This window comes from Bartonella rattaustraliani AUST/NH4 (assembly GCF_000312565.1).
Taxonomy (GTDB): domain Bacteria; phylum Pseudomonadota; class Alphaproteobacteria; order Rhizobiales; family Rhizobiaceae; genus Bartonella; species Bartonella rattaustraliani.
The window spans coordinates 67,061-88,997 of record NZ_CALW02000042.1 but is presented as its reverse complement, the minus strand read 5'-3'; the positions used below and the strand labels follow the sequence as shown (position 1 = coordinate 88,997).

At 35.5% G+C, this 21,937-nt stretch carries 19 protein-coding genes and 3 pseudogenes; 6 read left to right on the top strand and 16 right to left on the bottom strand.

Annotated features, from left to right (window positions below):
- Positions 1-576: 576 nt before the first annotated feature.
- Both BN67_RS06555 and ygfZ read right to left on the bottom strand, forming a co-directional pair.
- Positions 577-1,197 carry a YfbR-like 5'-deoxynucleotidase gene (locus tag BN67_RS06555; RefSeq protein WP_019223343.1) on the bottom strand — a complete coding sequence of 207 codons (621 nt, stop codon included), beginning with the start codon at positions 1,195-1,197 and terminating at the stop codon, positions 577-579.
- Between the two features lie 12 nt (positions 1,198-1,209).
- Positions 1,210-2,064 carry a CAF17-like 4Fe-4S cluster assembly/insertion protein YgfZ gene (gene ygfZ, locus BN67_RS06550; protein ID WP_019223342.1) on the bottom strand — a complete coding sequence of 285 codons (855 nt, stop codon included), beginning with the start codon at positions 2,062-2,064 and terminating at the stop codon, positions 1,210-1,212.
- A 65-nt stretch (positions 2,065-2,129) separates the two neighbouring features.
- Between ygfZ and BN67_RS06545 the strand changes: the two genes are divergently transcribed.
- On the top strand, positions 2,130-3,458 hold the full coding sequence (locus BN67_RS06545) for a dihydroorotase (RefSeq protein WP_019223341.1): 1,329 nt from the start codon (positions 2,130-2,132) through the stop codon (positions 3,456-3,458).
- 292 nt (positions 3,459-3,750) lie between these two features.
- On the opposite strand, the gene BN67_RS06540 is transcribed toward BN67_RS06545, so the two are convergent.
- On the bottom strand, positions 3,751-4,164 hold the full coding sequence (locus BN67_RS06540) for a TIGR02301 family protein (protein ID WP_019223340.1): 414 nt from the start codon (positions 4,162-4,164) through the stop codon (positions 3,751-3,753).
- A gap of 462 nt (positions 4,165-4,626) precedes the next feature.
- Here BN67_RS06540 and cysS point away from each other — a divergent pair, with 462 nt between their 5' ends.
- On the top strand, positions 4,627-6,132 hold the full coding sequence (gene cysS, locus BN67_RS06535) for a cysteine--tRNA ligase (protein ID WP_019223339.1): 1,506 nt from the start codon (positions 4,627-4,629) through the stop codon (positions 6,130-6,132).
- A 43-nt stretch (positions 6,133-6,175) separates the two neighbouring features.
- Positions 6,176-6,352 (top strand): annotated as a pseudogene (locus BN67_RS06530) (DUF421 domain-containing protein); the annotation flags it as partial.
- Positions 6,353-7,097: 745 nt separating this feature from the next.
- Here the strand turns inward: BN67_RS06530 and BN67_RS06525 are convergent.
- The 4 genes from BN67_RS06525 to BN67_RS06505 all read right to left on the bottom strand — a co-directional run bounded on the left by BN67_RS06525 (position 7,098) and on the right by BN67_RS06505 (position 10,519).
- Positions 7,098-7,625, bottom strand: coding sequence for a superoxide dismutase family protein (locus BN67_RS06525; protein WP_019223337.1), 528 nt, complete (start codon positions 7,623-7,625; stop codon positions 7,098-7,100).
- Positions 7,626-8,142: 517 nt separating this feature from the next.
- On the bottom strand, positions 8,143-8,457 hold the full coding sequence (locus tag BN67_RS06520) for a hypothetical protein (RefSeq protein WP_019223336.1): 315 nt from the start codon (positions 8,455-8,457) through the stop codon (positions 8,143-8,145).
- On the bottom strand, positions 8,450-8,797 hold the full coding sequence (locus tag BN67_RS06515) for a hypothetical protein (protein WP_019223335.1): 348 nt from the start codon (positions 8,795-8,797) through the stop codon (positions 8,450-8,452). The genes BN67_RS06520 and BN67_RS06515 overlap by 8 nt, the downstream gene beginning before the upstream one ends.
- A gap of 501 nt (positions 8,798-9,298) precedes the next feature.
- On the bottom strand, positions 9,299-10,519 hold the full coding sequence (locus tag BN67_RS06505; protein ID WP_019223333.1) for a UbiH/UbiF family hydroxylase: 1,221 nt from the start codon (positions 10,517-10,519) through the stop codon (positions 9,299-9,301).
- Between the two features lie 173 nt (positions 10,520-10,692).
- On the opposite strand from BN67_RS06505, the gene pcsA reads away from it, so the two are divergent.
- The 3 genes from pcsA to BN67_RS06490 are packed head-to-tail and all read left to right on the top strand — an operon-like array spanning position 10,693 to position 12,995.
- Positions 10,693-11,496, top strand: a complete 804-nt coding sequence (gene pcsA, locus BN67_RS06500; RefSeq protein WP_019223332.1) for a phosphatidylcholine synthase — start codon at positions 10,693-10,695, stop codon at positions 11,494-11,496.
- Between the two features lie 36 nt (positions 11,497-11,532).
- Positions 11,533-12,579 carry an enoyl-CoA hydratase/isomerase family protein gene (locus tag BN67_RS06495; RefSeq protein WP_019223331.1) on the top strand — a complete coding sequence of 349 codons (1,047 nt, stop codon included), beginning with the start codon at positions 11,533-11,535 and terminating at the stop codon, positions 12,577-12,579.
- Complete coding sequence (locus tag BN67_RS06490; protein ID WP_019223330.1) at positions 12,576-12,995, top strand: DUF6163 family protein; 420 nt, start codon at positions 12,576-12,578, stop codon at positions 12,993-12,995. The genes BN67_RS06495 and BN67_RS06490 overlap by 4 nt, the downstream gene beginning before the upstream one ends.
- Positions 12,996-13,625: 630 nt before the next feature.
- Here the strand turns inward: BN67_RS06490 and BN67_RS12770 are convergent.
- The 9 genes and pseudogenes from BN67_RS12770 to BN67_RS06435 form a co-directional block, all read right to left on the bottom strand.
- Positions 13,626-13,991, bottom strand: a pseudogene (locus BN67_RS12770) (hypothetical protein).
- Positions 13,992-14,071: 80 nt separating this feature from the next.
- Entirely contained in the window at positions 14,072-14,887 is an 816-nt protein-coding gene (locus BN67_RS06470) for an MBL fold metallo-hydrolase (protein WP_019223326.1), read from the bottom strand.
- 10 nt (positions 14,888-14,897) lie between these two features.
- The gene (locus BN67_RS06465; protein ID WP_019223325.1) at positions 14,898-15,671 is read right to left on the bottom strand and encodes a TatD family hydrolase; all 774 of its coding nucleotides are present in this window, start codon (positions 15,669-15,671) and stop codon (positions 14,898-14,900) included.
- On the bottom strand, positions 15,661-17,217 hold the full coding sequence (gene metG, locus BN67_RS06460; protein WP_019223324.1) for a methionine--tRNA ligase: 1,557 nt from the start codon (positions 17,215-17,217) through the stop codon (positions 15,661-15,663). Before metG ends, BN67_RS06465 begins: the two co-directional genes overlap by 11 nt.
- Positions 17,218-17,282: 65 nt before the next feature.
- The gene (locus tag BN67_RS06455) at positions 17,283-18,338 is read right to left on the bottom strand and encodes a DNA polymerase III subunit delta' (protein ID WP_019223323.1); all 1,056 of its coding nucleotides are present in this window, start codon (positions 18,336-18,338) and stop codon (positions 17,283-17,285) included.
- Positions 18,335-18,979: a dTMP kinase gene (tmk, locus tag BN67_RS06450; RefSeq protein ID WP_019223322.1), complete on the bottom strand. Its 645-nt coding sequence runs from the start codon at positions 18,977-18,979 to the stop codon at positions 18,335-18,337. The genes BN67_RS06455 and tmk overlap by 4 nt, the downstream gene beginning before the upstream one ends.
- Before the next feature lie 32 nt (positions 18,980-19,011).
- Entirely contained in the window at positions 19,012-20,175 is a 1,164-nt protein-coding gene (locus tag BN67_RS06445) for a D-alanyl-D-alanine carboxypeptidase family protein (RefSeq protein WP_026088198.1), read from the bottom strand.
- Positions 20,176-20,393: 218 nt separating this feature from the next.
- Positions 20,394-20,546: pseudogene (locus BN67_RS14205) on the bottom strand (DUF4102 domain-containing protein); the annotation flags it as partial.
- Positions 20,547-20,853: 307 nt separating this feature from the next.
- The gene (locus BN67_RS06435; RefSeq protein WP_019223319.1) at positions 20,854-21,750 is read right to left on the bottom strand and encodes a septal ring lytic transglycosylase RlpA family protein; all 897 of its coding nucleotides are present in this window, start codon (positions 21,748-21,750) and stop codon (positions 20,854-20,856) included.
- Positions 21,751-21,937 lie beyond the last annotated feature (187 nt).

Genomic DNA, 21,937 nt, shown 5'->3' with positions numbered 1-21,937 from the left:
GTATTTAGAATTCTATTCCCAAACTTCTAATATATATATAAAAAACAAAAAGTTATATTTCGCAAAAATATACTTATCAAAACCGCTGAGTGTGTAAAGCCAAGTGAAAAAAATTGATTCAACATAAAGAGGTTTGAAATGAGAGAAACTTACAATATTCGGGATTATGATTCAAGTTAAACAAGGATAAGTTATTATTATAAATCAATTCATTACTATATAATAAATGCTTATTTTTTATATTTTTTCTGTGTGCGTTTAGTTTGGGTTATAATTTTGGGCTATGATTTTTACACGTCATCATTTCATGAATGCGTACGTTTTTGAATCTGTTGTTGAGAGCATATTATTAAGGAACTCTTGTTTGCTCATTTTTAACGACATTCATTTAAAACGATGCTTTATGATAAAAATAAAAATTGTAAAACATCAAACAGTTATATGATTATGAATGGAAGAAAGAGACTTATTCTTTATTGTGATTGTATCTAAGGGAGATGCTAAGCAAAGAGAATAATCATTGAATAGATTTGTTTTAATGAGCACAGTCAAAGAATAAATGATGCAAAGAGAATATTAGCCTGATCTTTGCGTATCAAGGTCATTAAAGCGGATTAGAAAAGCATTTTCAATTTGTTGTGTAGAGCATGGTTGCAAATTGAGATCATCAGGTAAAATATGATGGGGCGAACCAAAATAGCGAAGAGCTTCTTCTGTGTTAAAACCGGCAAGGGTAGTTGCCTCATAAAATGCAGCAATACGGTCGGCTTGTTTGATTTTTTTTAAAAGCTTTTGAGAAGGATTAACGGGGAGAGAAAAGCGCATGTGAATAGCATCCTGTATATATTTTTCGATGCGTTCATATTGCTTGCCTATAACAGCTTTAAAAGGAGAAATAATATCACCAATAACATATTCTGGTGCATCATGAAGAAGGGCACAAAGACACTCACTGTTACGTGATTGAGGATAAAGCTTCTGAAATATTTTTTCGACCAAAAGTGAATGTTGTGCAACAGAATAGGCATATTCCCCTTGTGTTTGTCCATTCCAACGTGCAACCCGGGCAAGCCCATGGGCAATATCTTCTATTTCAATATCAAACGGGGAAGGGTTGAGCAAATCGAGCCGCCTGCCAGAAAGCATCCTTTGCCAAGCGCGTGCTTCTCCTTTTTGTGTTACTTCAGCTTTAGCCATTTAGTGCGTTTCTTAGGTTTTTTCAGGAAAGGTAAAATTCATATTTTCAGCAATACTTATGGTGACAGGAACATCTTGGACTGTAAATGAGATGTCATTATCCATAGCCTCTTTAACATGGTCAATACGCATTAAAGCGAGCGCTTCATTTTTAGCACATGTTTTCAAGGAGCCAAGGACTTTTGTTCCTGCTTCAACATTGGAGCCTGGTGTTAATTCATGTTGGCTTTTAACAACTAAAATACGGCGACGCGCCGTGTGGCGATGATGCATTCGTGAAACAATTTCTTGTCCAATATAACAGCCTTTGTTGAATGATAGCCCATTGATTTGATCATAATTAATATCATGGGGAAAGACTTTTCCTATTTCATAGTCTTGATCACTTTCTGCAATTCCATAACGAACACGCAATTGATTCCAAGTGTTATGATATTCTTGAGCAAAAAAAGATATTTTTCCATAGATTCGGCTTACTTTTTCTTTTTGTGGAAATCGTTTATCAAGAAAACTTGAATCAAAATTTAAACTCTCTGCTTCATTGTTCCAAAAAACTGTAACAAGCTCTTGTAATGGTTGTGTAATTTCAACTTTTTTGTGTAACTTATAGAGCAGGAGGCGTTTCTGGAAACTATCAGCAAGCGATGCAACGATATCAATGAGATAACCATCTTCTATTTTGCTAATAAGAAAATCAGCTATCACCTTTCCTTGTGGGGATAAGAGAGCGCCAGGGAAAATTTCTTGTGGGCTTATTTTCTTTACATCTGTTGTGATCAAAGTTTGCAGAAAATCTGTTGCTTCTTCCCCCGTAACTTTAATAATTTTACGGTTTGTAAAGGAAATGGCATTGTGTTTTTTTATCATGGTTCTTGCCTTTCTGCTTAAAGTTACCTAATCGATAAGAAAGGGAATGTGTAAGGAGTATGGCTATGTGTAAAATATTTGATACAATTTTTAAAGGTGCAACAGTTGTAAACCATGATGGAAGTAGCAAGCGTGATATTGGTGTCACCAATGGCCGTATTGCTGAAATGGGGGATCTTTCGCGCGCTTCTGCTGGTGAGGTCATCGATTGCACCGGATTGCATATTTTACCAGGTATTATTGATAGCCAAGTTCATTTTCGCGAGCCAGGGAATGAATATAAGGAGGATTTGGAAAGTGGTTCTTATTCTGCGGTTTTAGGAGGGGTTACAACAGTTTTTGAAATGCCTAACACCAAACCACTCACCATATCAAAAGAAGCATTAAACGATAAGGTTAAACGCGGATTTCACCGGATGCATTGTGATTTTGCGTTTTGGGTTGGAGGAACGCGTGAAAATGCACATGAATTGGCAGAGTTAGAAAGACTTCCAGGAGCTGCTGGAGTTAAAGTATTTATGGGGTCTTCTACGGGTGATCTTTTGGTTGACGATGATGAGAGTGTGCGTCTTATTTTAAAAAATATAAACCGTCGTGCTGCTTTTCATTCTGAAGATGAGGAAAGACTAAAAGAGCGTAAAATGTTATGTATTGAGGGAGATGCCTCATCACATTCGGTTTGGCGCGATGAGGTTGCAGCATTAAAATGTACGCAGCGCTTAGTGAAAATCGCGCATGAAACAAAGGCGCGTATTCATGTATTACATCTTTCTACTGCGGAAGAAGTTGAATTTCTGAAAAATCATAAGGATGTAGCAACGATTGAAGTGACACAGCACCATTTAACTTTAACGACTGATGACTATAAGCAATTTGGCACTTTGATTCAAATGAATCCACCGATTCGTGAGGGGCGTCATCGTGAGTCTCTTTGGTATGGTGTTCAGCAAGGTATTATTGATGTTTTAGGCTCTGATCACGCGCCTCATACGCTTGAAGAAAAGCTTCGCTTTTATCCCGCCTCACCTTCAGGAATGACAGGAGTGCAGACAACAGCAGCAATTATGCTCACACATGTCAATGAAGGGAAGATATCTCTTGAACGTTTTGTTGATCTCACTTCGCATGGTCCTAGTCGCATTTTTGGTATAAGCTGCAAAGGACGTTTGGCTGTCGGATATGATGCTGACTTGACTATTATTGATCTCAAGCGCAAAGAAATGATTACGAATGCCTTAATCGGTTCACGCGCTGGTTGGACACCTTATGACGGGAAAAAGGTTAAAGGTTGGCCTGTTGGAACCATTGTTCGTGGTATGCGTGTTATGTGGGAAGGTGAAATCGTTACGCCGTCACGGGGGGAGCCTGTTAAATTTTTAGAATCTTTGGCATAAGATGCTTAAAATTAGCAAATCTAATGGAATAATTTTGTGCATGTACAAAGTATGCGCGACTAAAAGATGTGTTTTTCAAATTTCATATTGATATCAGAATTGGTTTTTGGAGAGGTCCCGGGTAAATATTCGAGGTTTGGTTGCTATGCGCGTGTTTATGACAAGGCACGGGTTTATAGCAAAGCGCAGGTTTATTGAGCCATTCATTTTTTGATTACATTGCTATTGTGAAATTGAGGGGGGTGGTGTCTTAATACGGGTTAATTTCCAAAATCTGCGAAAAGGCTTTTGGTTAAGGTGCTGCTTTCTTTAATATGTTGTCAGCTTTCCTTATTATATCTTGAATGTCTTCGATTAAGGTAACACTTTCCTGTATGTATATTTCGTTTGCTTCAATTGCGTACTGCGTACAATGATGATAATTTTCTGCAAAAGAAAGATAGGCTCTATTAAAGGCTTCATAAAAAACAGCACGTTTTGGTTCTATTGGTTGCTCTGCTTCAAGCAGTTCATTCATGTAGTCATACCATTTGTTTGTTGGAGCATTACAAAGATTTTGTAGAAAGTGCAGAGATCCAAAAACCTCAGCTAGCCGTAATAATTTTGTTTGACAGTTTTTATCATAGAGCGATGATTGTTGTGCAAAAGTTGGTATTGAATTGAAAAAAAATACCAAAATATTAAAAATTGCCAATAGATTACGCATTATTTTATAACTTTCTAATAAACTTTTCTACGGTCACAAGAACGATTAAAAGAGTGTATGTATTATTAGCAATAACAGACCTGTTATAAAATTTAGGGCGTAAAAGAGAGTAAGGAAAGCACGACGAGAAATATTGAAAGTTTTGATGAGTTTTGCGTGGTCAAAAAATTCAGATTTTCTGTCTGTAATCTATTTTCTTGTGTCAATTGATATCATATTGTGTATTAAAGATTTTCTTCTGTGATGATTTTATCAACAATGGGTACGGACTTTATTGATAAAATACTTTTCGCTAGTTAGATAGAAAAAAGTATTTTTTGACAGATTTTGGGCATTGCCGAAATGAAATGAGATGGCTAAGAGAGTTTGATGTAAGACATTTTTGAGAGTTTTCATTTAAATCGCGTAACGCGATGATCTGGGATGAAAGACGGTGAGTGATATCGCTAACGGAGTATAATCATGAGAGAGTTGCGATTTTATAATACGCTTACACGCAAAAAAGAAAAATTTAAACCGATAGATGAAAAAAAAGTACGTCTTTATGTTTGTGGTCCGACGGTTTATGATTATGCGCATATAGGGAATGCACGTCCTGTTATTGTTTTTGATGTTTTATTTCGTTTATTGCGTCATGTTTACGGCAATGATTATGTGATATATGCGCGCAATATTACAGATGTCGATGATAAAATTAACACACGAGCAGCTTGTGAGTATCCAGAGTTAGCGCTTAATGAAGCTATTCGTCAATTGACGGAGCGTACATATTATCAATTTCAACAAGACACAATAGCTCTTGGTTGTTTATTGCCAACCAGCCAACCACGCGCAACGGATCATTTAGAGGAAATGCGTTCGTTGATTGAGAGATTACTTGAGAAAGGGCATGCTTATAAAGCAGAAAACCATATCTTATTTTCTGTCAGCAGTATCAAAAAACAGCCCCATTATGGATCATTTGCAAAACGTTCTTTAGATGAAATGAGAGCAGGGGCACGTATTGATGTTGCGGCATATAAAAGAGAAGAAATGGATTTTGTTTTGTGGAAACCCTCTATGGAGGGGGAACCGGGCTGGGCTTCTCCGGGAGGGATTTCTGTTTTGGGGCGTCCTGGTTGGCATATTGAATGTTCTGCAATGTCGATGGCAAAATTATTAGCACCCTATGGTGGTGGTTTGAACTGTGATGATCCAACAGCGAATATTTTTGATATCCACGGTGGTGGCATTGATTTAATTTTTCCTCATCATGAAAATGAAATTGCGCAAAGTTGTTCAGCTTTTGGAACGGAGCGAATAGCTAATCTTTGGATGCATAACGGTTTTTTGCAGGTTGAAGGCAAAAAAATGTCTAAAAGCCTTAGCAATTTCATCACGGTTCGTTCTCTTTTAGAGAGTGATTTTTTTGAGTTTAATGAGGCTTTAACAAATGAAATAAAACAAAGTTGGGCTGGTTTATCTGCGCGTTTTTCGATGTTACAAACGCATTATCGTGAACCATTAAATTGGACCGCGCAGCGTTTAACGCAATCCAGTAGTGAATTGTATCGTTGGTATGAACTGCTCCGTTGTGAAAGGGAGAGTTTGGAAAATCATGAAACGATGAATAATCTTTTGGTAGAGGCCTTAAGTGATGATCTTAATACTCCAAAAGTACTGACTCTTTTACGAAAGTTTTATAAAGCAGGCAATGTTGTTGCTTTGAAAAATGGGATGCATTTATTGGGGCTTTTGTATCAGGAGTGGATAAGCGATAGAAATTGTCCATTGTTTACGAGAAAAGCTTCCCTTGATTCAAAATTTATCGATCAACGCATTGCCGAAAGGCTGCGACTTATCCATAATAAAGAATGGGTAGCTGCGGATACAATTCGTGATGAGCTTGCAGCTAAGGGAATTATTTTAAGAGATACAAAAGACCCACAGACCGGTGAACGTATGATCACGTGGGAAGTAAAGCGATGATGATTTCCCTATTCCAGAAGCTTTCATAAAAAGGGAGAATGTCATGGAATTTATATATAGTTATAGGTATATCGTGTTTAAGCTTGCGGTGGGGCTTATCGCTTTTCTTTTAATTTTAAGAACAACGGATCGGGGTAGTCTTAGACAAATGATGCCTGTTGATTTAGTTAGCAATTTTGTCATGGGCGGTATTATTGGAGGAGTTATTTATAATCCAAACAAAGGGTTATTACTGTAAGTTTAGAAACCATAAAAATTGTTAGAAACTTACCAGAATTAGACATAAGAGAAACTAAAGTGAATTTATAAAGCATGCTCACTTTTGGGGCATGCTTATCTACTTTTTTAAAGGTCTTGTGAAGATTCATTTAAACACTACGGATAAGTTTATCATCTTGTGATGATTGATTACATACAATCTTAAAAGGAATTCTTTATTATGTATATTCATTTTCTTATATTACTTAGAGGTTTTGAAGATTCCTAACACCCTCAAAATCCCTTCAAAAATATATCGTAGGTTGTATTTATAGGTTGTATCTTGATATAGGTTGTTTATTAAAAAATAACCACTTGAAATATAATAACTTTTATTTTTTGGAGGTTTTTATCAAAATAAGCAGATTTGAAATGAGAGAATCTTACGTTATTCGGGGTTCTAATTCAATATGAATAACGCTAAATTATCATTATAAATCAATGTCTTGTATCGGTCATTCAGGATAAAATCGATGACGTAACGGAGACGTATCTTCATCAAATATAGAAAAGTGTTTTAGCGGCTCTTCGTCTTTGAAAAAAGGAAAGACTTTACACTTTAACAAAAGCAGGAATATTGTTTTACGGGGCATAGGAGGAAAGAGGAGCTAGCACATTAGATACTCCTCATGTTGAAGCAGCTACCAAAATCAAAGAAGGATATTCAGAATATTGCTTATATAAACTTTAAATAGCGTTTGATCAGCTTATTTTTCAATAATGCCACACGCCAAACGTGCACCACCACCACCGAGTGGTAAGGGATGATCTGAGTGATTATCGCCTCCAAAATGAATGATTAAGGAGTGTCCTCTCATTTCTGAAAGTTTTTGAATTCGTGGGGCAAGAACGCTCATTGTTGATCGTCCCTCATCATTAGCATAAAGTGCAGGTAAATCACCAAGGTGACCATGAACATTATAAGGTCCAAGATGTTTGTTCGTATGGCTTGGATCATAATGTCCACCTGCAGCACCACCAATTACACCATCTTTTGTATCACATAGAGGATATGTATGCACATGAAAACCATGAAAACCTTCTGGTAGAGTGGACAAATTGGGTACAAAAATTAAACCATGGGCACTTTCCTCAATTGTAATGGTACCAATAGATTTTTTTGTATTGCTTGTGCCTAGCTCATAGATTTTCACTCGCATCGCTGACGCTAATGCAGCAGTGTTCCAAGTAAGAAATGGCAGTAAAGATAATAAAATAAAAAAAACTCTCTTCATAAAGAAACTCTTCTCATTTAGCTGATTCAATATATAAAAATTATAAAATAAATTTAATTTACATAAGAATTAATAAATAATTATAATATAGTTTAATTTATTTATAAAACTTCGCACTTATTAAAAATAATTAATTAATAATTAGAATAACAACCAGTAATATTATAAGAATAAAATATTTATTTGAAATGTATAAATTTAAAATTATTTCATTTGTATGGCTTTTAAGGCATATTTTGAATGCTCTCTTTAGTTTCTAGATAAAAATGCAACTTTCAGAGACTTAACTATATTACACTTATCTTTTTTCAAGAGCCGCTTTTAAAAATAAGAAGTAAGGAATTTAGAGAGCTTAGAAAGCAACGTCATATACAGTCGATATATGACACAGTCTATAATACGACGTGGTTCTTATCAAAAATAAGAAAGATAATCTGTCCATTATTTTTATAAAATATCTCTGATCACATGTTAAATAATGAAAAATTTCTCTTTGATATGAAGTTTATAAAAGCTGTCAACGATTGTGATGTGTACAAACTTCCCATAAAATACAAAATATGCCAACAAAAAAACCTATTATTAATCCAATTATTGTACCAATTATCACACCAAAAACAAATGCAGTCCCCAGTCCCATTACGATAATTGGACCAAATCCTGGAAGAGCAATATAACCGTAAGTTGCGAGAATGGCTGCTATAACTCCTGACATACAACCATTTAAGCTTCCAATGAATGCAGATTCTTTCATAGAATAAGAGATTTTTTTTAAAAAACTTCTCTCACCATCATGAAAATCAAAGTTGCTGTAAGCTTTAAAATCAGTCATATTTTTTTCTCTCATTTTGAATGCTAACAGTTCCAGAATAATCAACGGACATGAAAAAATGGGACTTTTTAAACTCTACCAGAGCACGCCAAATACCTTTATCATCTAGACGCAATCGTTTAATATTCGTAAAACCATTTTGCATCAGGCAGTTTTTAATTTGGGCAGCAGTAAATGAATTTTGTCCTGGTTTTGAGATATCTTTGGTAAAAGAATATGCAGAAGCTTGACAATAAGATGGGGGTTGAAAAAACTCACTTGTTGAAGCGATGACTATAGATGAGAGACAAACCATTATGATAAAAAAAGTACTTGGTTTCAAAATCTTAAATAATTTCATCTTGTCATACCTGTTGAAACAATAGTTTGTTAACTTTTGTAGTGCTAACAGGTTCCAGAGATTATTTATTTTTCATATTATACTTAATGATGCAAATTATTAAAAATTTATAGTGATTAATGCATCCTTTTTCTTACTTTTTATGGAAAAATATTGATATAAAATGCTTTTAAATTTCATTTTGATATTTGTATAATTCTTATAGAGTTGGATTTTTATAAAAAGTTTTTTGTAAATGCAGATTATGAAAAGAATTTTTGAGAATGAGCTCTCTGCAATCAAGTTTAAATATAAAAATCAAAAGTACCGCTTTCAAAAGCAGCGGTACGCTATAGTGTTTGAAGACGATTTTTATATTTTCGGTTATTCCTTGATTTGTTTGTATTGCTGTAATAATAGGCATTCTTTTCAAAATTGCTCTATTTTACTTTATTGGAAGAAGGAGATGAACATTTGTTTTTATTGTTAGCTGTTTCTTGTACCATTGGCGCTTTTTTATTATCAATGAATTTTTTTCACCGATCTGCTTGGAAATATTTGCATAATTTTTTTAAATCCATAACCAGGATAAATTCCTTCTCGCATAAATAAATTACGTAACGGTGAGCAATGACCTAATAACCCAAGCCCAATGCTTCGCATGATATGAACAGGTAATATATGAGAAAGTAAAGAAGAGTTGAGTGTATGAACAGTACCACTCCGAAGAAGTATATCAGGTCGGCGGGATTGGTTATAATGTGCAACAATCGTTTTAGCGTCAGATATTGAGTTTGATAAAACATCAATCAATGTTTGAACGTCACGAAGTCCTAAATTCAATCCTTGTGCTCCAATAGGAGGGAACACGTGCGCTGCTTCACCAACTAAAATCGTTCTATGAGCAGCAAAACGATGAGCAATAAGTCCTGAGAGTGGCCACGCTTGAATTGGGGTATCGAGCGTTATCTTTCCAAGCATTAACTGCATTTTATCTTCGATGATTTTTGCAATTTCTTTTGAATCCAGATTCAACAATTCCTCAGCGCGAGAAGGATTAACAACCCATACAAGACTGGATCTTTTTCCAGAAAGGGGAACCTGTGTAAGTGGGCCATTTTCTGTGTGAAATTCCGTTGATGTATTTTGATGAGAAAAGTCATGAGAAAAGTTAAAGACCAATGCTGTTTGCGGATAGTCCCACTGCTTAACACCTATTTTTGCTGCCGCGCGTGTGTGAGAATGGCGTCCATCAGCAGCAATGACAAGGGAGGCTTGAATAACCCTGCCATCCGAAAGGATAACAGACACATGATCTTTCTGGTGATGAAAAGATTTTGCTGAAGAAATCAATCTTATAATATGAGATGTATGTGTAACAGAATCGATTAAAGCATTGTTTAGTTCTATATTAGGAATATTATAGCCAAAAGCCTCTTCACCAATTTCAGCGGAAGAAAAATTGACAGTAGGAGCACGTACAATTCTAGAGGTAATATCTATGATTCTAATGCAAGATAAAGCAGCTGCGTGATCTTTAAGGGTGTCCCAAATATTGAGCTTTTGAAGCATAGCTATTGCCGGCATCATAAGAGCGGTTGTTCTTAATTCATTTGTATGGGCTGGTGGACCAATAAGAAAGACAGGATAGCCTCTCTGCGCAAGACTAAGCGCCGCAGACATACCAACGGGACCGGCACCAATAACAGCAATGTTTTCATGTTTGTATTTTTTTAATGTCACAATTTCTTGAACCTTTCCCCCATATTTTCATATCTATAAGAAAACAATCTCTTTTTATTATATGAAGTTTCTCTAATTATATTATGTAATAAATGATGTGATATAAAAAAATAATCTTTTTATGTTTTTTTACAGTGGATGATATCATGAGTAGAAAAATGGCGCTCTAATAGATGAATGAAGATTCTAAACACAAGGATAACAAAACTTTGAAACGTAAGTTAACAAAAAAAATTAAAACCAATGCTGATCTATTACGCCATAAAAAAGTGACAATGCCACAAACAAAGGCTTTTTCTGTTCACTTATTAACAGCGTCTGGTTCATTTTTAGCATTTCTTTCTCTTATATCAGCCTCTCAAAAAGAATGGACTGCCATGTTTTGTTGGCTCGGTTTTGCACTTCTTGTTGATGGCATCGATGGGCCAATTGCACGTAAACTTGATGTCAAATATGTGCTACCAACGTGGTCTGGAGAACTTTTAGATAATATTATTGATTACGTCACTTATGTCTTAATTCCAGCTTTTGCACTTTATCAAAGTGGTTTAACAGGTCCAGGGTTATCGTTTTTATTAAGTGCTATCATTGTTATTTCATCAGCTATTTATTACGCAGATACTGGCATGAAAACCAAAGAGAACTTTTTTAAAGGTTTTCCCGTAGTTTGGAACATGATGGTCTTTATGATTTTTGTAGTGAAGCCAGGAGAGTGGATCACTTTTACTATTATTGTTTTATCCGCTATCATCTCTTTTTTACCCATTTATTTTATTCATCCCGTAAGAGTTATTCGTTTGCGTAAACTTAATTTTTCAATTTTTCTTTTATGGTGCGCTTTTGGCATTGTTGCATTTTTTTACCAACTGGATGCTCCACTTTGGGTTAAAATAGGTATTTCAGTAACGGGTATTTATGTGTATTGTATTGGTGCTATCATGCAATTATTTCCTCAATTGGGAGTGAAAAAAATATAAAAAAGAATACAATAATGACATTGGGAAGACTATAAAATGCACATTGACTTTGGTGCGGATGGTGATATTTCTTTTACAAAAGAAGGACATGCAGGCATTATTAAGCTTACACGTCCTTCAGCATTAAATGCCCTTAACCACCGAATGGTTTATGCTTTAAAGAAGGCTCTCAGCACATGGGAAACAGATGATGATATTTCTTGCATCTTAGTTGAAGGGGAGGGGCGAGCCTTTTGTGCGGGTGGAGATATTGTCGAAATTTACCATATGGGACGAAGTCCCTCTTCCTACCAATATTTTAGCGATGAGTATAGCCTAAATGCGTATATTAGCCGCTTCCCAAAACCGTATATTTCTTTCTTAAATGGTATTTGGATGGGAGGAGGGGTCGGCATTTCTCTATACGGATCACATCGAATTGTTACAGAAAACACACTTTTTGCTATGCCAGAAAGTGCTATTGGATTTTTTCCAGATGTTGGCTCAAGTTTTTTCTTACCACCTCTTCCCGATCATTTTGGTATTTATCTTGCATTGACAGGAGCACGCATAAAATGGGGAGATTGTTTACGCTTAGGACTGGCAACGCATGCGGTTTCTGAGGCTGAATTAGATATTGTGAGAAAAGCTATTATTGAGGAGGGAAGTCCTACATTAGCTTTAAAAGAACGAGCTATAACAAAAGACTATGAAACAAGCCAAGAAATACGCGATTTCATAAGAATCTGTTTTCAGTTACACAGTTTAGAAGAATGTATAGAGTTCCTTTATCGAAAAAGTCATGAAGGATTTTTATTTGCGAAAGAGTGTTATGATATTTTGCAATTACGTTCTCCGACAAGTTTGAAGGTTATTTGGAAACAAATGAAGCAAAAACGACTTCAAACTTTGGAAGATTCTATAAAAATTGAAAATCGTATTGCACACCATATGGTTAATTCACATGATTTTCATGAAGGTGTACGTGCAATGTTAATTGATAAGGATAAAGCACCAAAATGGCAGCCAGATAAACTTTCAAATGTAACAGATGAAATGGTAGATTCTTACTTTCAACCTGTTGAGAAGGAATTGTTATTTTGATAAAAAAGCCTCAAAAGCAGTTTTCAAAAATCAATTTAGTTTATAGATTTTATTTACGATTTTTAGCACTTATTTGTTTAGGGTTGAGTGTTTTTTATTGGATACGTCTCGTTGGGATATTTCCAGGAGTTTTATGGCGTTTTGATCTTATGCCATGGCAGTGGCAGATTTTATCAGTCTCACTGGCTATTATTTATCCTATCGCATTAATTGGGATTTGGATGTATTCTTTGTGGGGAATTGTTCTATGGTGCAGTGCAGCTTTTACTGAAACACTTACCATAATAAGTTTATATTCTACCTCCGACTATAAAATATTTATAGTCATGCTTCATGGAATATTATTTTTAACTCTCATCATACTGCAAATTATGATAATCTTTTTTAAGAGAAAGCACAGAATAAATTCGGAATGATAATTTTAGAATCCGAATTTATTCTGCTTGTAAACCGTAGGAGTTTCTTACACAAACGGTACCCACCATAACTGCCAAGGACTTTCGGCGGGTGCTGAAAATATCCATAGTAGTGATGCGATTGTTCCCCAAAAAGCCATTATCATCATGTGAATTATATCCTTATTATTTATAATAAAAAGTTCCATAATATATATTATGCGATAATGTGATATATAAATTTTAATTTGTTTACATCTATGTATCACATGTGTCGCTTTTATAACAAAATTGTGTCAAAAATTTGATGTAAAATGTATTTTATATTTTATTACATAAGATACAAAATACATATAATATTATAATATATAACAATAAGAAAATTACTGTATTTTATATATAAAATATCATTACAATTATTTTAAAATATAAAACTTATTACTTTTATATGTTTAGCAAAAACAAGAAAGTATAACTTATAATACCCACTAATACTCTGCAGGAGCGTTATAAATCAGCATAATTCTCTGCATTATTCTGTAATGTTATAACTAAAATATCTGTTCTAAATGTCACCCCAGATACAAAAAATTTGGCTTTAAGCAATGTTACTTAAAGCCAAAGAACAGATAAGATATAATAAATAAAAAATTACTGTTGTAATTTACAGCGCTTCATACGTGCGAAATCACTCAAAACAGCATTACGGTTTTTTAAAAGATGAAATTTCATGGTTTTCAGTTGACTTTGCATCCATAAAAAATAAAGCAGGGAAAAATACAACACCTGCTGCTGTTAAAGCCACGTTTTTACCTCTTGCTCTGGAACGCTCTAGAACTGTATCATGAATCTGACGTTTATTAGCGAGATAACTCGCGTTGAATGCTAGCACAATTCATTGCTCCGTCATATGCTGTTGTAACTGAAATATTCTTTTCTGAACGCCCTCCACCCACATGCTGACAAAGAAATCGCTAAAATCAGGATACATGTTACCCGCTTTAAATAAATAACCATAAAAGTTCCCCATTTTAATATAACAAAGGAGCGAGGCTAAAAAGAACATAATTTCTTAATTAACAAAAAATATTTGATTATTAGATTGATATATCTGTTTCAAAAATAAGACCTTGGTATGCAGGCTTAACATATGATGGGACGTAATTTACAACTTTGTCATAATCAAGCGATCTATCCATATGTGTGAGTATGGCTTGTTTGGGGTTTAAATATTTTATCCACTCTAATGCTTGATCAACGCAAAAATGATTTGGGTGCACTTCAAACTGAAGAGCTTCAATAATTAAAACGTCTAAACCCATTAATTTTGGTAATGTTTTTTCAGGAAATTGACTAACATCGGTACAATAAGCAACATTGCCAATACGAAAACCTAAGGAATTGATAGTGCCATGAAATTGCAAATGTGTTTTGATGGTTATCTCCCCACCCTGCCCTTGAATAATAAATTGGCTATCTTCGTTAATAAGATGCGCTTTTAAAATGGGTGAATAGGACGAGCCTTTTGGTGTTTGAAAACAATATCCAAAAGCACTCTTCAGGTGTTCTAATGTAGACCTATCTGCATAAATATCGATTAAACTTTTTTGTGCAAGTGCATAGCTACGTAAATCATCAATACCGTGAATATGATCCGCATGAAAATGCGTATAAAGTGCAGCATCAAGATGTTTCACGTGCGCACCAATCATTTGTGACCGAAAATCCGGACCAGTATCAATAACAACTGTTGTTTTTTTATCTGAATCATGAATGCGTTCAACTAATAAGGAACTTCTGTAGCGTTTATTTTTAGGATTATTTGGATTACATGCGCCCCAATCACCATTAGGACGAGGGACCCCCGGAGAAGAACCACAGCCTAATATCGTAAATCGATACCGATCACACATAATTTTTGCCTTATTTCATTTTACTAAACAAACGAAAAGCATTTTGCGTTGTTGTTTGCGCTATTTCTTCAAGAGTTAAACCAATCGTTTCAGCCAAAACAGCAGCGGTATAGGGCACAAAAGAGGGTTCATTTATTTTACCTCGATGAGGAACAGGAGCTAAAAACGGTGCATCCGTTTCAACTAGTAAACGTTCATGAGGCACAATTTTTGCTATTTCACGAATTTCACGGGCATTTTTAAAAGTAAGAATACCCGAAAAAGAAAGAGAACCACCAAGTTCAATACCAGCACGAGCAAGCTTTTCTCCAGATGAATAACAATGAAGTATAAAGGGAAAAGCGCCCTCTTTTATCTGTTCACGTAATATGCCTTCCATATCTAAATCAGCATTACGTGAATGAATAACAAGGGGAAGCTGTGTTTCTCGAGAGGCAATAATATGTTCTTGAAAAACTTTCCTTTGCTCTTCTGGTGAAGAATAATCATAATAATAATCAAGACCAACTTCTCCAAATGCCACAATTTTAGGATGCTTTGAAAGATGAATAAGTTCTTCAGCTGTAATATTTTGCTCTTCATGAGCGTGGTTGGGATGCGTACCCACAGAACAAAAGACCTGATCATAAGTTTGTGTAATTGCTAAAAGCCTATCTAATTTCCGAACATGCGTTGAAATTGTTATCATACGTTTAACATCAGCATCTAGAGCGCGTTGGATAACACTATCTAAATCTTGTTCAAAGTCCTCAAAATCGAGATGACAATGTGTATCAATCAACATGATGAGAATCATCCTTTAAAATATAACGAGGAAAGATTGGCTCTGGAATTGGAAGATGAACTCCCTCTTGAATCTTTGAATTTTCTATGTGGTGTAAGTACCGCTCATCTTCAGAAATAGCAAGACTATCAAGAAGTTTTGCTGCTGATTGTGGCATAAAAGGTAACAACATAATCCCTATTCTCCGCAAAATTTCTAGCGTTATGTAAAGAACTGTACGAAATCTCTCTGGGTTATTTTTCCGCAAATACCAAGGTTCTTCGCTTGCAAAATAACGGTTAGCGTCTGCTACGAGCGAAAAGATCGCTGAAAGCGCTAAATGAATTCCGTGAGAAACCATAGCTTGGCGTACAACTTCAAGCGTTTGAAAAGACTTTTCTAATAACTGTTCATCTTGAATTAAAATGGGTGATGGAAGAGGGACTTTTGCATCACAATTTTTAGCAATCATTGATAAAGACCGCTGTGCTAAATTCCCAAGATCATTAGCAAGATCGGCATTAATGCGATTTACCAAGCTTTCATGGCTGTAACTGCCATCTTGTCCAAATGGCATTTCACGAAGAAGAAAATAACGAACCTGATCAAGACCATAGTGATCAACCATTTCAAAAGGATCAACAACATTTCCAACGGACTTTGACATTTTTGCACCACGATTGAGTAAAAAACCATGAGAAAAAATGTGTTCAGGCAATTCAATTCCAGCAGACATTAAAAAAGCTGGCCAATAGACCGCATGAAAACGAAGAATATCTTTACCAATGATATGCACACTAGCAGGCCAAAAGTTACGTTTTTTTGAATTTTCTTCAAAAAATCCAATGGCTGAAAGGTAATTTGTCAGTGCATCAACCCAGACATACATCACATGCTTTGGATCTCCTGGAACAGGAATCCCCCAATTAAAACTTGTTCGTGAAATAGAAATGTCTTTTAAACCTGATTTAACAAAACTTATAACTTCGTTACGCCGTTCAACAGGAGCAATAAAGTCAGGGTGTTTCTCATAATGTGCAAGAAGAGCTTTTTCATAACGCGAAAGTTTAAAGAAATAACTTTCTTCTTCGTTCCATTCAACGGGAGAACCTAACTCCTTCTCACGGCGAATATTGTCCTCTCCAACTTCGGTATTTTCTTCTTCGTAATATGCTTCTTGCCGAACAGAATACCACCCACTATAACGGCCGAGATAAATATCACCATTCTCTTCCATCGTTTTCCAAATTTTTTGGCAAGTTTTATAATGGCGCTCTTCTGTTGTGCGAATGAAATCATCATGAGAACAATTTAAAATTGTAAGCATTGTCTGAAATTCAGCACTATTACGATCTGCTAGTTGTTTAGGTGTCATGCCTAATGCTGCTGCTGTTTGTTGCATTTTTAAACCGTGTTCATCCGTACCAGATAGAAAAAAAACATCTTTGCCATCTAACCGTTGAAAGCGGGCCAAAACATCACTTGCAATAGCACTATAAGCATGTCCAATATGGGGAGTGCCATTAGGATAAAAAATGGGAGTTGTTATGTAATATGTATCACGCATGTCAGACTCGTTATGAAAAAAATGCAATAAAAGATACAATGACATAACGTCTGTTAATTACATTGTCACGGAAAAAGCTCATCCTCATGAATGATCTTATGAACTCTAAAAAGCAGATTAATAATGAATTGTTTTTTATCGAGATTAAATGATTGTGTTTCCCCTATTTTTTGATGAATCTCTGACCATGCTTGTGCACATTTTTTCGAAAGAGATACATTTCCACTCTCAATAAGCATAATAGATCTTTTTTGAATTTTATCAAGAACTTCATCACAAAATTGTTGAAATTGGATGGTGGAAGAAAGAGAGGAAAGTGTTTGCGCAAGAGTATGTATGATAGCTGGATTGCACACAGGTTCCTTTAAAAGAGCATCAACGGTTTTAACCATTTCAAGTCCACCGTGGCAAAGAAGTAAAGCAGCTTTTCGAGGACTTCCTTTGGATCTTTGAATAACCATTTCAATCATTTTTTCATCAGGGAGAAACTGATCAGAAAAAATATGTGTAATAACTTGTTTCATTTCATCATCACGCAATGGTCGCAAAGAAATCTGTTGGCAACGTGAACGAATTGTTGGAAGTAATCGCCCTAAAGAATGTGTGATGATAATGAACAAAGTTTTTGCAGGAGGTTCCTCGAGGGTTTTAAGAATTGCGTTAGCTGCACTTTTATTCATATCATCTGCAGAATCAATGATAACAATACGCCACCCATCATCTTGTGATGTTTTGTTCAAAAAATGCATAATATCGCGGACATCATCGATGAGTACACCTGTTTTAAACTTTTGCGTCTTTAAATCAAAACGACGTGAAATATGCAAAAGACCAGGATGGCTTCCCTGCATCATTTGGCGCCACGTGACGGAGTTGTACTCTGGTTGCAACAATTTGCCTTTTTGAGAACTTAAAATATTCCAAGCAAGATGAAACGCTAATGTCGCTTTTCCAATTCCATGGTCTCCTTCAAATAACAACGCATGATGCAAACGCCCCTCCTCGCGCATTTGCGCCAAAAAATGACGAGCAGCCTCATGACCAAAGATCACATTGTTCTGTGAAGATGATAAAACTGTTTCAATATCATCATATTGGCGTAAAAAATTTACATCACTCATGAAAACTGATCCAACATTATCTGATGACACAGAGCTTTTATTTGTTGAGCAACATCTTCCACGGCACCTGTCGCATCAATGACTCGAAATCTATGAGGTTCTTTTTTTGCCAACCGAAGAAAAGCTTGACGTCTTTGTTCCTGAATTTTTAGTTCACTTCTTTCAAAATAATCAACCACCTCTGTTTTTTTTCTTCGTAGATTGGCACGTTCCATACCATATGTTGCTGGTATATCGAGTAAGAACGTGAGATGAGGCATTATCCCATTGAGTGCAATAGATTCTAAAGCGGAAAGAACAGAGGAACACACCCTATCATTGTGTCCTTGATAAACACGTGTAGAATCGATAAAGCGATCACATAAAACGACTTTGCCTTTTTGCAAAGAAGGTATAATAACTTCTTGCACATGGTCCGCCCGTGCTGCAGTAAACAAAACGGCTTCCATGAAAGGTCCATAATGTTGAACTTGACCTGATAACAAAATATGCCTTATGGCTTCCGCACCTGCCGTTCCTCCTGGTTCTCGTGTTGTAAGAACATCATAGTCTTTGCTACAAAGATACTGAGCGAGCAAAGAAATTTGCGTTGTTTTTCCTGCTCCCTCCCCTCCTTCAAATGTAATAAAATAACCTGACACGTATAAAACTTCGTCCTTTAATTTAGCACATATTACAAATATTTCCGTAACCATCCGATTGTTATTTCATAAAACGCATTTTTTGCTTTTGTAAAGAAGCTTCCTTCTTGAACATTATTTCCAGCAAAAACCGGTTTTTCGAGAAGAACCCTTTTATCTTCTACAATTTGAATAACACCAATTTGTTGCCCCAAAACAATGGGCGCTTTCAATGGACCATGATATTTAATTCTTGCCTTAACATTCACTTTTCTTTCATTCAAAAGCATGAAATTTATAGGTTCTTTAACAATAAGAGAGACAAAATTTTGTGCTCCACCATAGACAGAAGCAGACCCAACTTTTTCTCCTTTTGTAAAAATCGTTTTAAGATCAAAAGCTGTCATTCCCCATTGAAAAATACGTTCTATCTCTTTTGTATGCCCTTTATTATTTTGCAAACCATTTATTGCTAAAAAAAGACGTTGATGATTTTTATAAACAGAAGCAATCATTGAAAAGCCTTCTTCTTGGCTGTAGCCAAAAGCAAATCCTTCAACACCAATTCCTTTAGAAAGAAGAGGGTTTTTATTACGTTGAAAAATATGATTCCAAGTAAAAGAAGGTTCACGATAAAGCATATAATAATCAGGATATTCACGAACAATATAACGCGCTAATGTGATCATGTCGCGCAATGTCACAAACTGCCCCTCTTCAGGAAGCCCTGTTGCATTAACAAAATGACTGTTCAACAGTCCAAGTGTTTTAGCCCGCTGATTCATGAGTTTTGCAAAATCAGCTTCACTTCCTGATATTCCTTCAGCAAGAACAATAGCCGCATCATTCCCATTGACAATAATCAAACCTCGTAAAAGATCAGAAACACTAATTTCTGTATTTATTTTTGCAAACATGGTGGTTGTACCGGAAGGTGCGCCACCTTTACGCCAAGCATTTTCACTTACTTTGAATTTTTGCGTACCGTCTAATAATCCTTCTTTTAATTTATGAAACACAACTTCAGCTGTCATCAATTTTGCCAGTGAAGCAGGAAAAAATGCAATATCACTTTGCTTATCAAAAAGTATTGTACCAGTTTCACTATCGAGTAATCGCAATTGCGATGCAGAGGTTTGAAAATCTTGTGCTCTTCCCCCTCCACTCAATGCGAATATCCAAAATAAGGTAAACAAAACCCTTATTGCTATATGCATAGCCGCTTCTCCCATATTTATAGAATAAGCATAAAGAATCCTTTTATATAAGAAAAGATTTGTTTATTTCCAAAAAGTGAAAATCATCACAAAATTTATAATAATTCTCTATTTTTTTCGGTATCATAGAAAGATATCAGCATATTTTGTTTTTTCTTCTCACGTATAATTTATTCTTTGGTATGAAAAGCATAATAACGTTTTTAAAAGAACTATATCATTTCACGACGGCGCCCGTGAATTGTATAGCGATAAAGCCATTGCGCACCTCCATCTTTACGCTTAGGAAGTAACAAGCCAGCACCATTATTATATTTACCAGCACCCAATGTTGCGACAGCCCTTGCATTAAGACGATTCATAAGAACCATTTTTCCTTCTTTCTTCTGTAATTTTTACCCATCTGCCAACCCCGCTTATGGCATAAAGCTAAGTGAATAAAATTGATTCCAATATTAAAGTGATTTGAGATGAGAGAATCTTACAATATTCGGGGGTGTGATTCAAGGTGAGAAACGATAAAAACCATTACGAATCAATGCGTTGTCATTTCATAACAACACATAAATTCAACCTATTGAGAATTTAACGACAATTAATGGTCTTAAGAATCGCCGGCAATAATTCTAAATTCACCTAGTGTTTGAAAATTATAAACGATTAAAACAAAACACTTTTTTAAAAGTGTTTTGTTTGACTCTTACCGTATATGTTTGGCTTGTTGATATTTATAAAAGCCAATTGATCAAACAATACTGGTTTATCAACTAGAAACGGACCAACTTCTGGCAGTTTTACTGGAAAAGCCTTGACAAGTTGCTTTTTTACGACAGGAGATTTAGCTAGGTGTTCTTGACTCCCCGGATGAGACTTTTCAAACATAAGTCCTCCTTTTTCTTTCGAAAGCCCCGCCAATGCGAATGAGGACGAAGTACCATTCCCCGATGTATAAGAAGCCATTAAATAAGCACCATCATAATAGCCAACAGGTGCTTCAGAAACATACTCTACCTTAACATTTGCGATACCTGCACTCGCATAACCAAGAAGTTCTGCCGCCTGTTTTGATAAATCAATGATTCGATCTTTCATAAAAGGACCACGATCATTTACCCTCACAATGATAGAAGAACCATTCTTTAGGTTTGTAACACGCGCATAACTGGGTAAAGGCATCGTAGGGTGTGCTGCAGTCAAAAGATTCATATCATAGGTCTCACCATTAGCAGTTAAATGCCCATGAAAATCTGAACCATACCATGATGCTTCTCCAATACGTTGATAGGTTGGATCGTTTTGGGGATAATACCACTTTCCTTTTATTTTGTAAGGTTTACCAACAACAACTCCCCTTTTCTTATTTTCTCTTGCTTGCTTCTTTTCGCTTGAGTTTTTTTGAGGAGTCACAGCAGTCTCTGTGCCATTTTCTTCCTTATGCAAGAAATTTTTCACGGCAAAAAGGGCTATTCTACCAGAACAACAAGATACCAACAGTTGAGAAACAGCTAGTACAAAAACAAATTGAAATGTTAAGTTAAGAATAGAAGTAAACTTTTTATTGCTGTTTAAAAGCATTTGTGAGCTCTCTATATTTCTATCGAGTATTGTCGCAAGATCTGCCACAAAAAACACACCGTATTTCAACTTAGCGCGATAGGAAAATTTGCATTTTCAAATGATTCCCCTCACAATATCCTTATGAATTTGCTCTTTATCAATAAAATTAACACAATGTTAACCTTTTTATTTCCTATAATAAGAT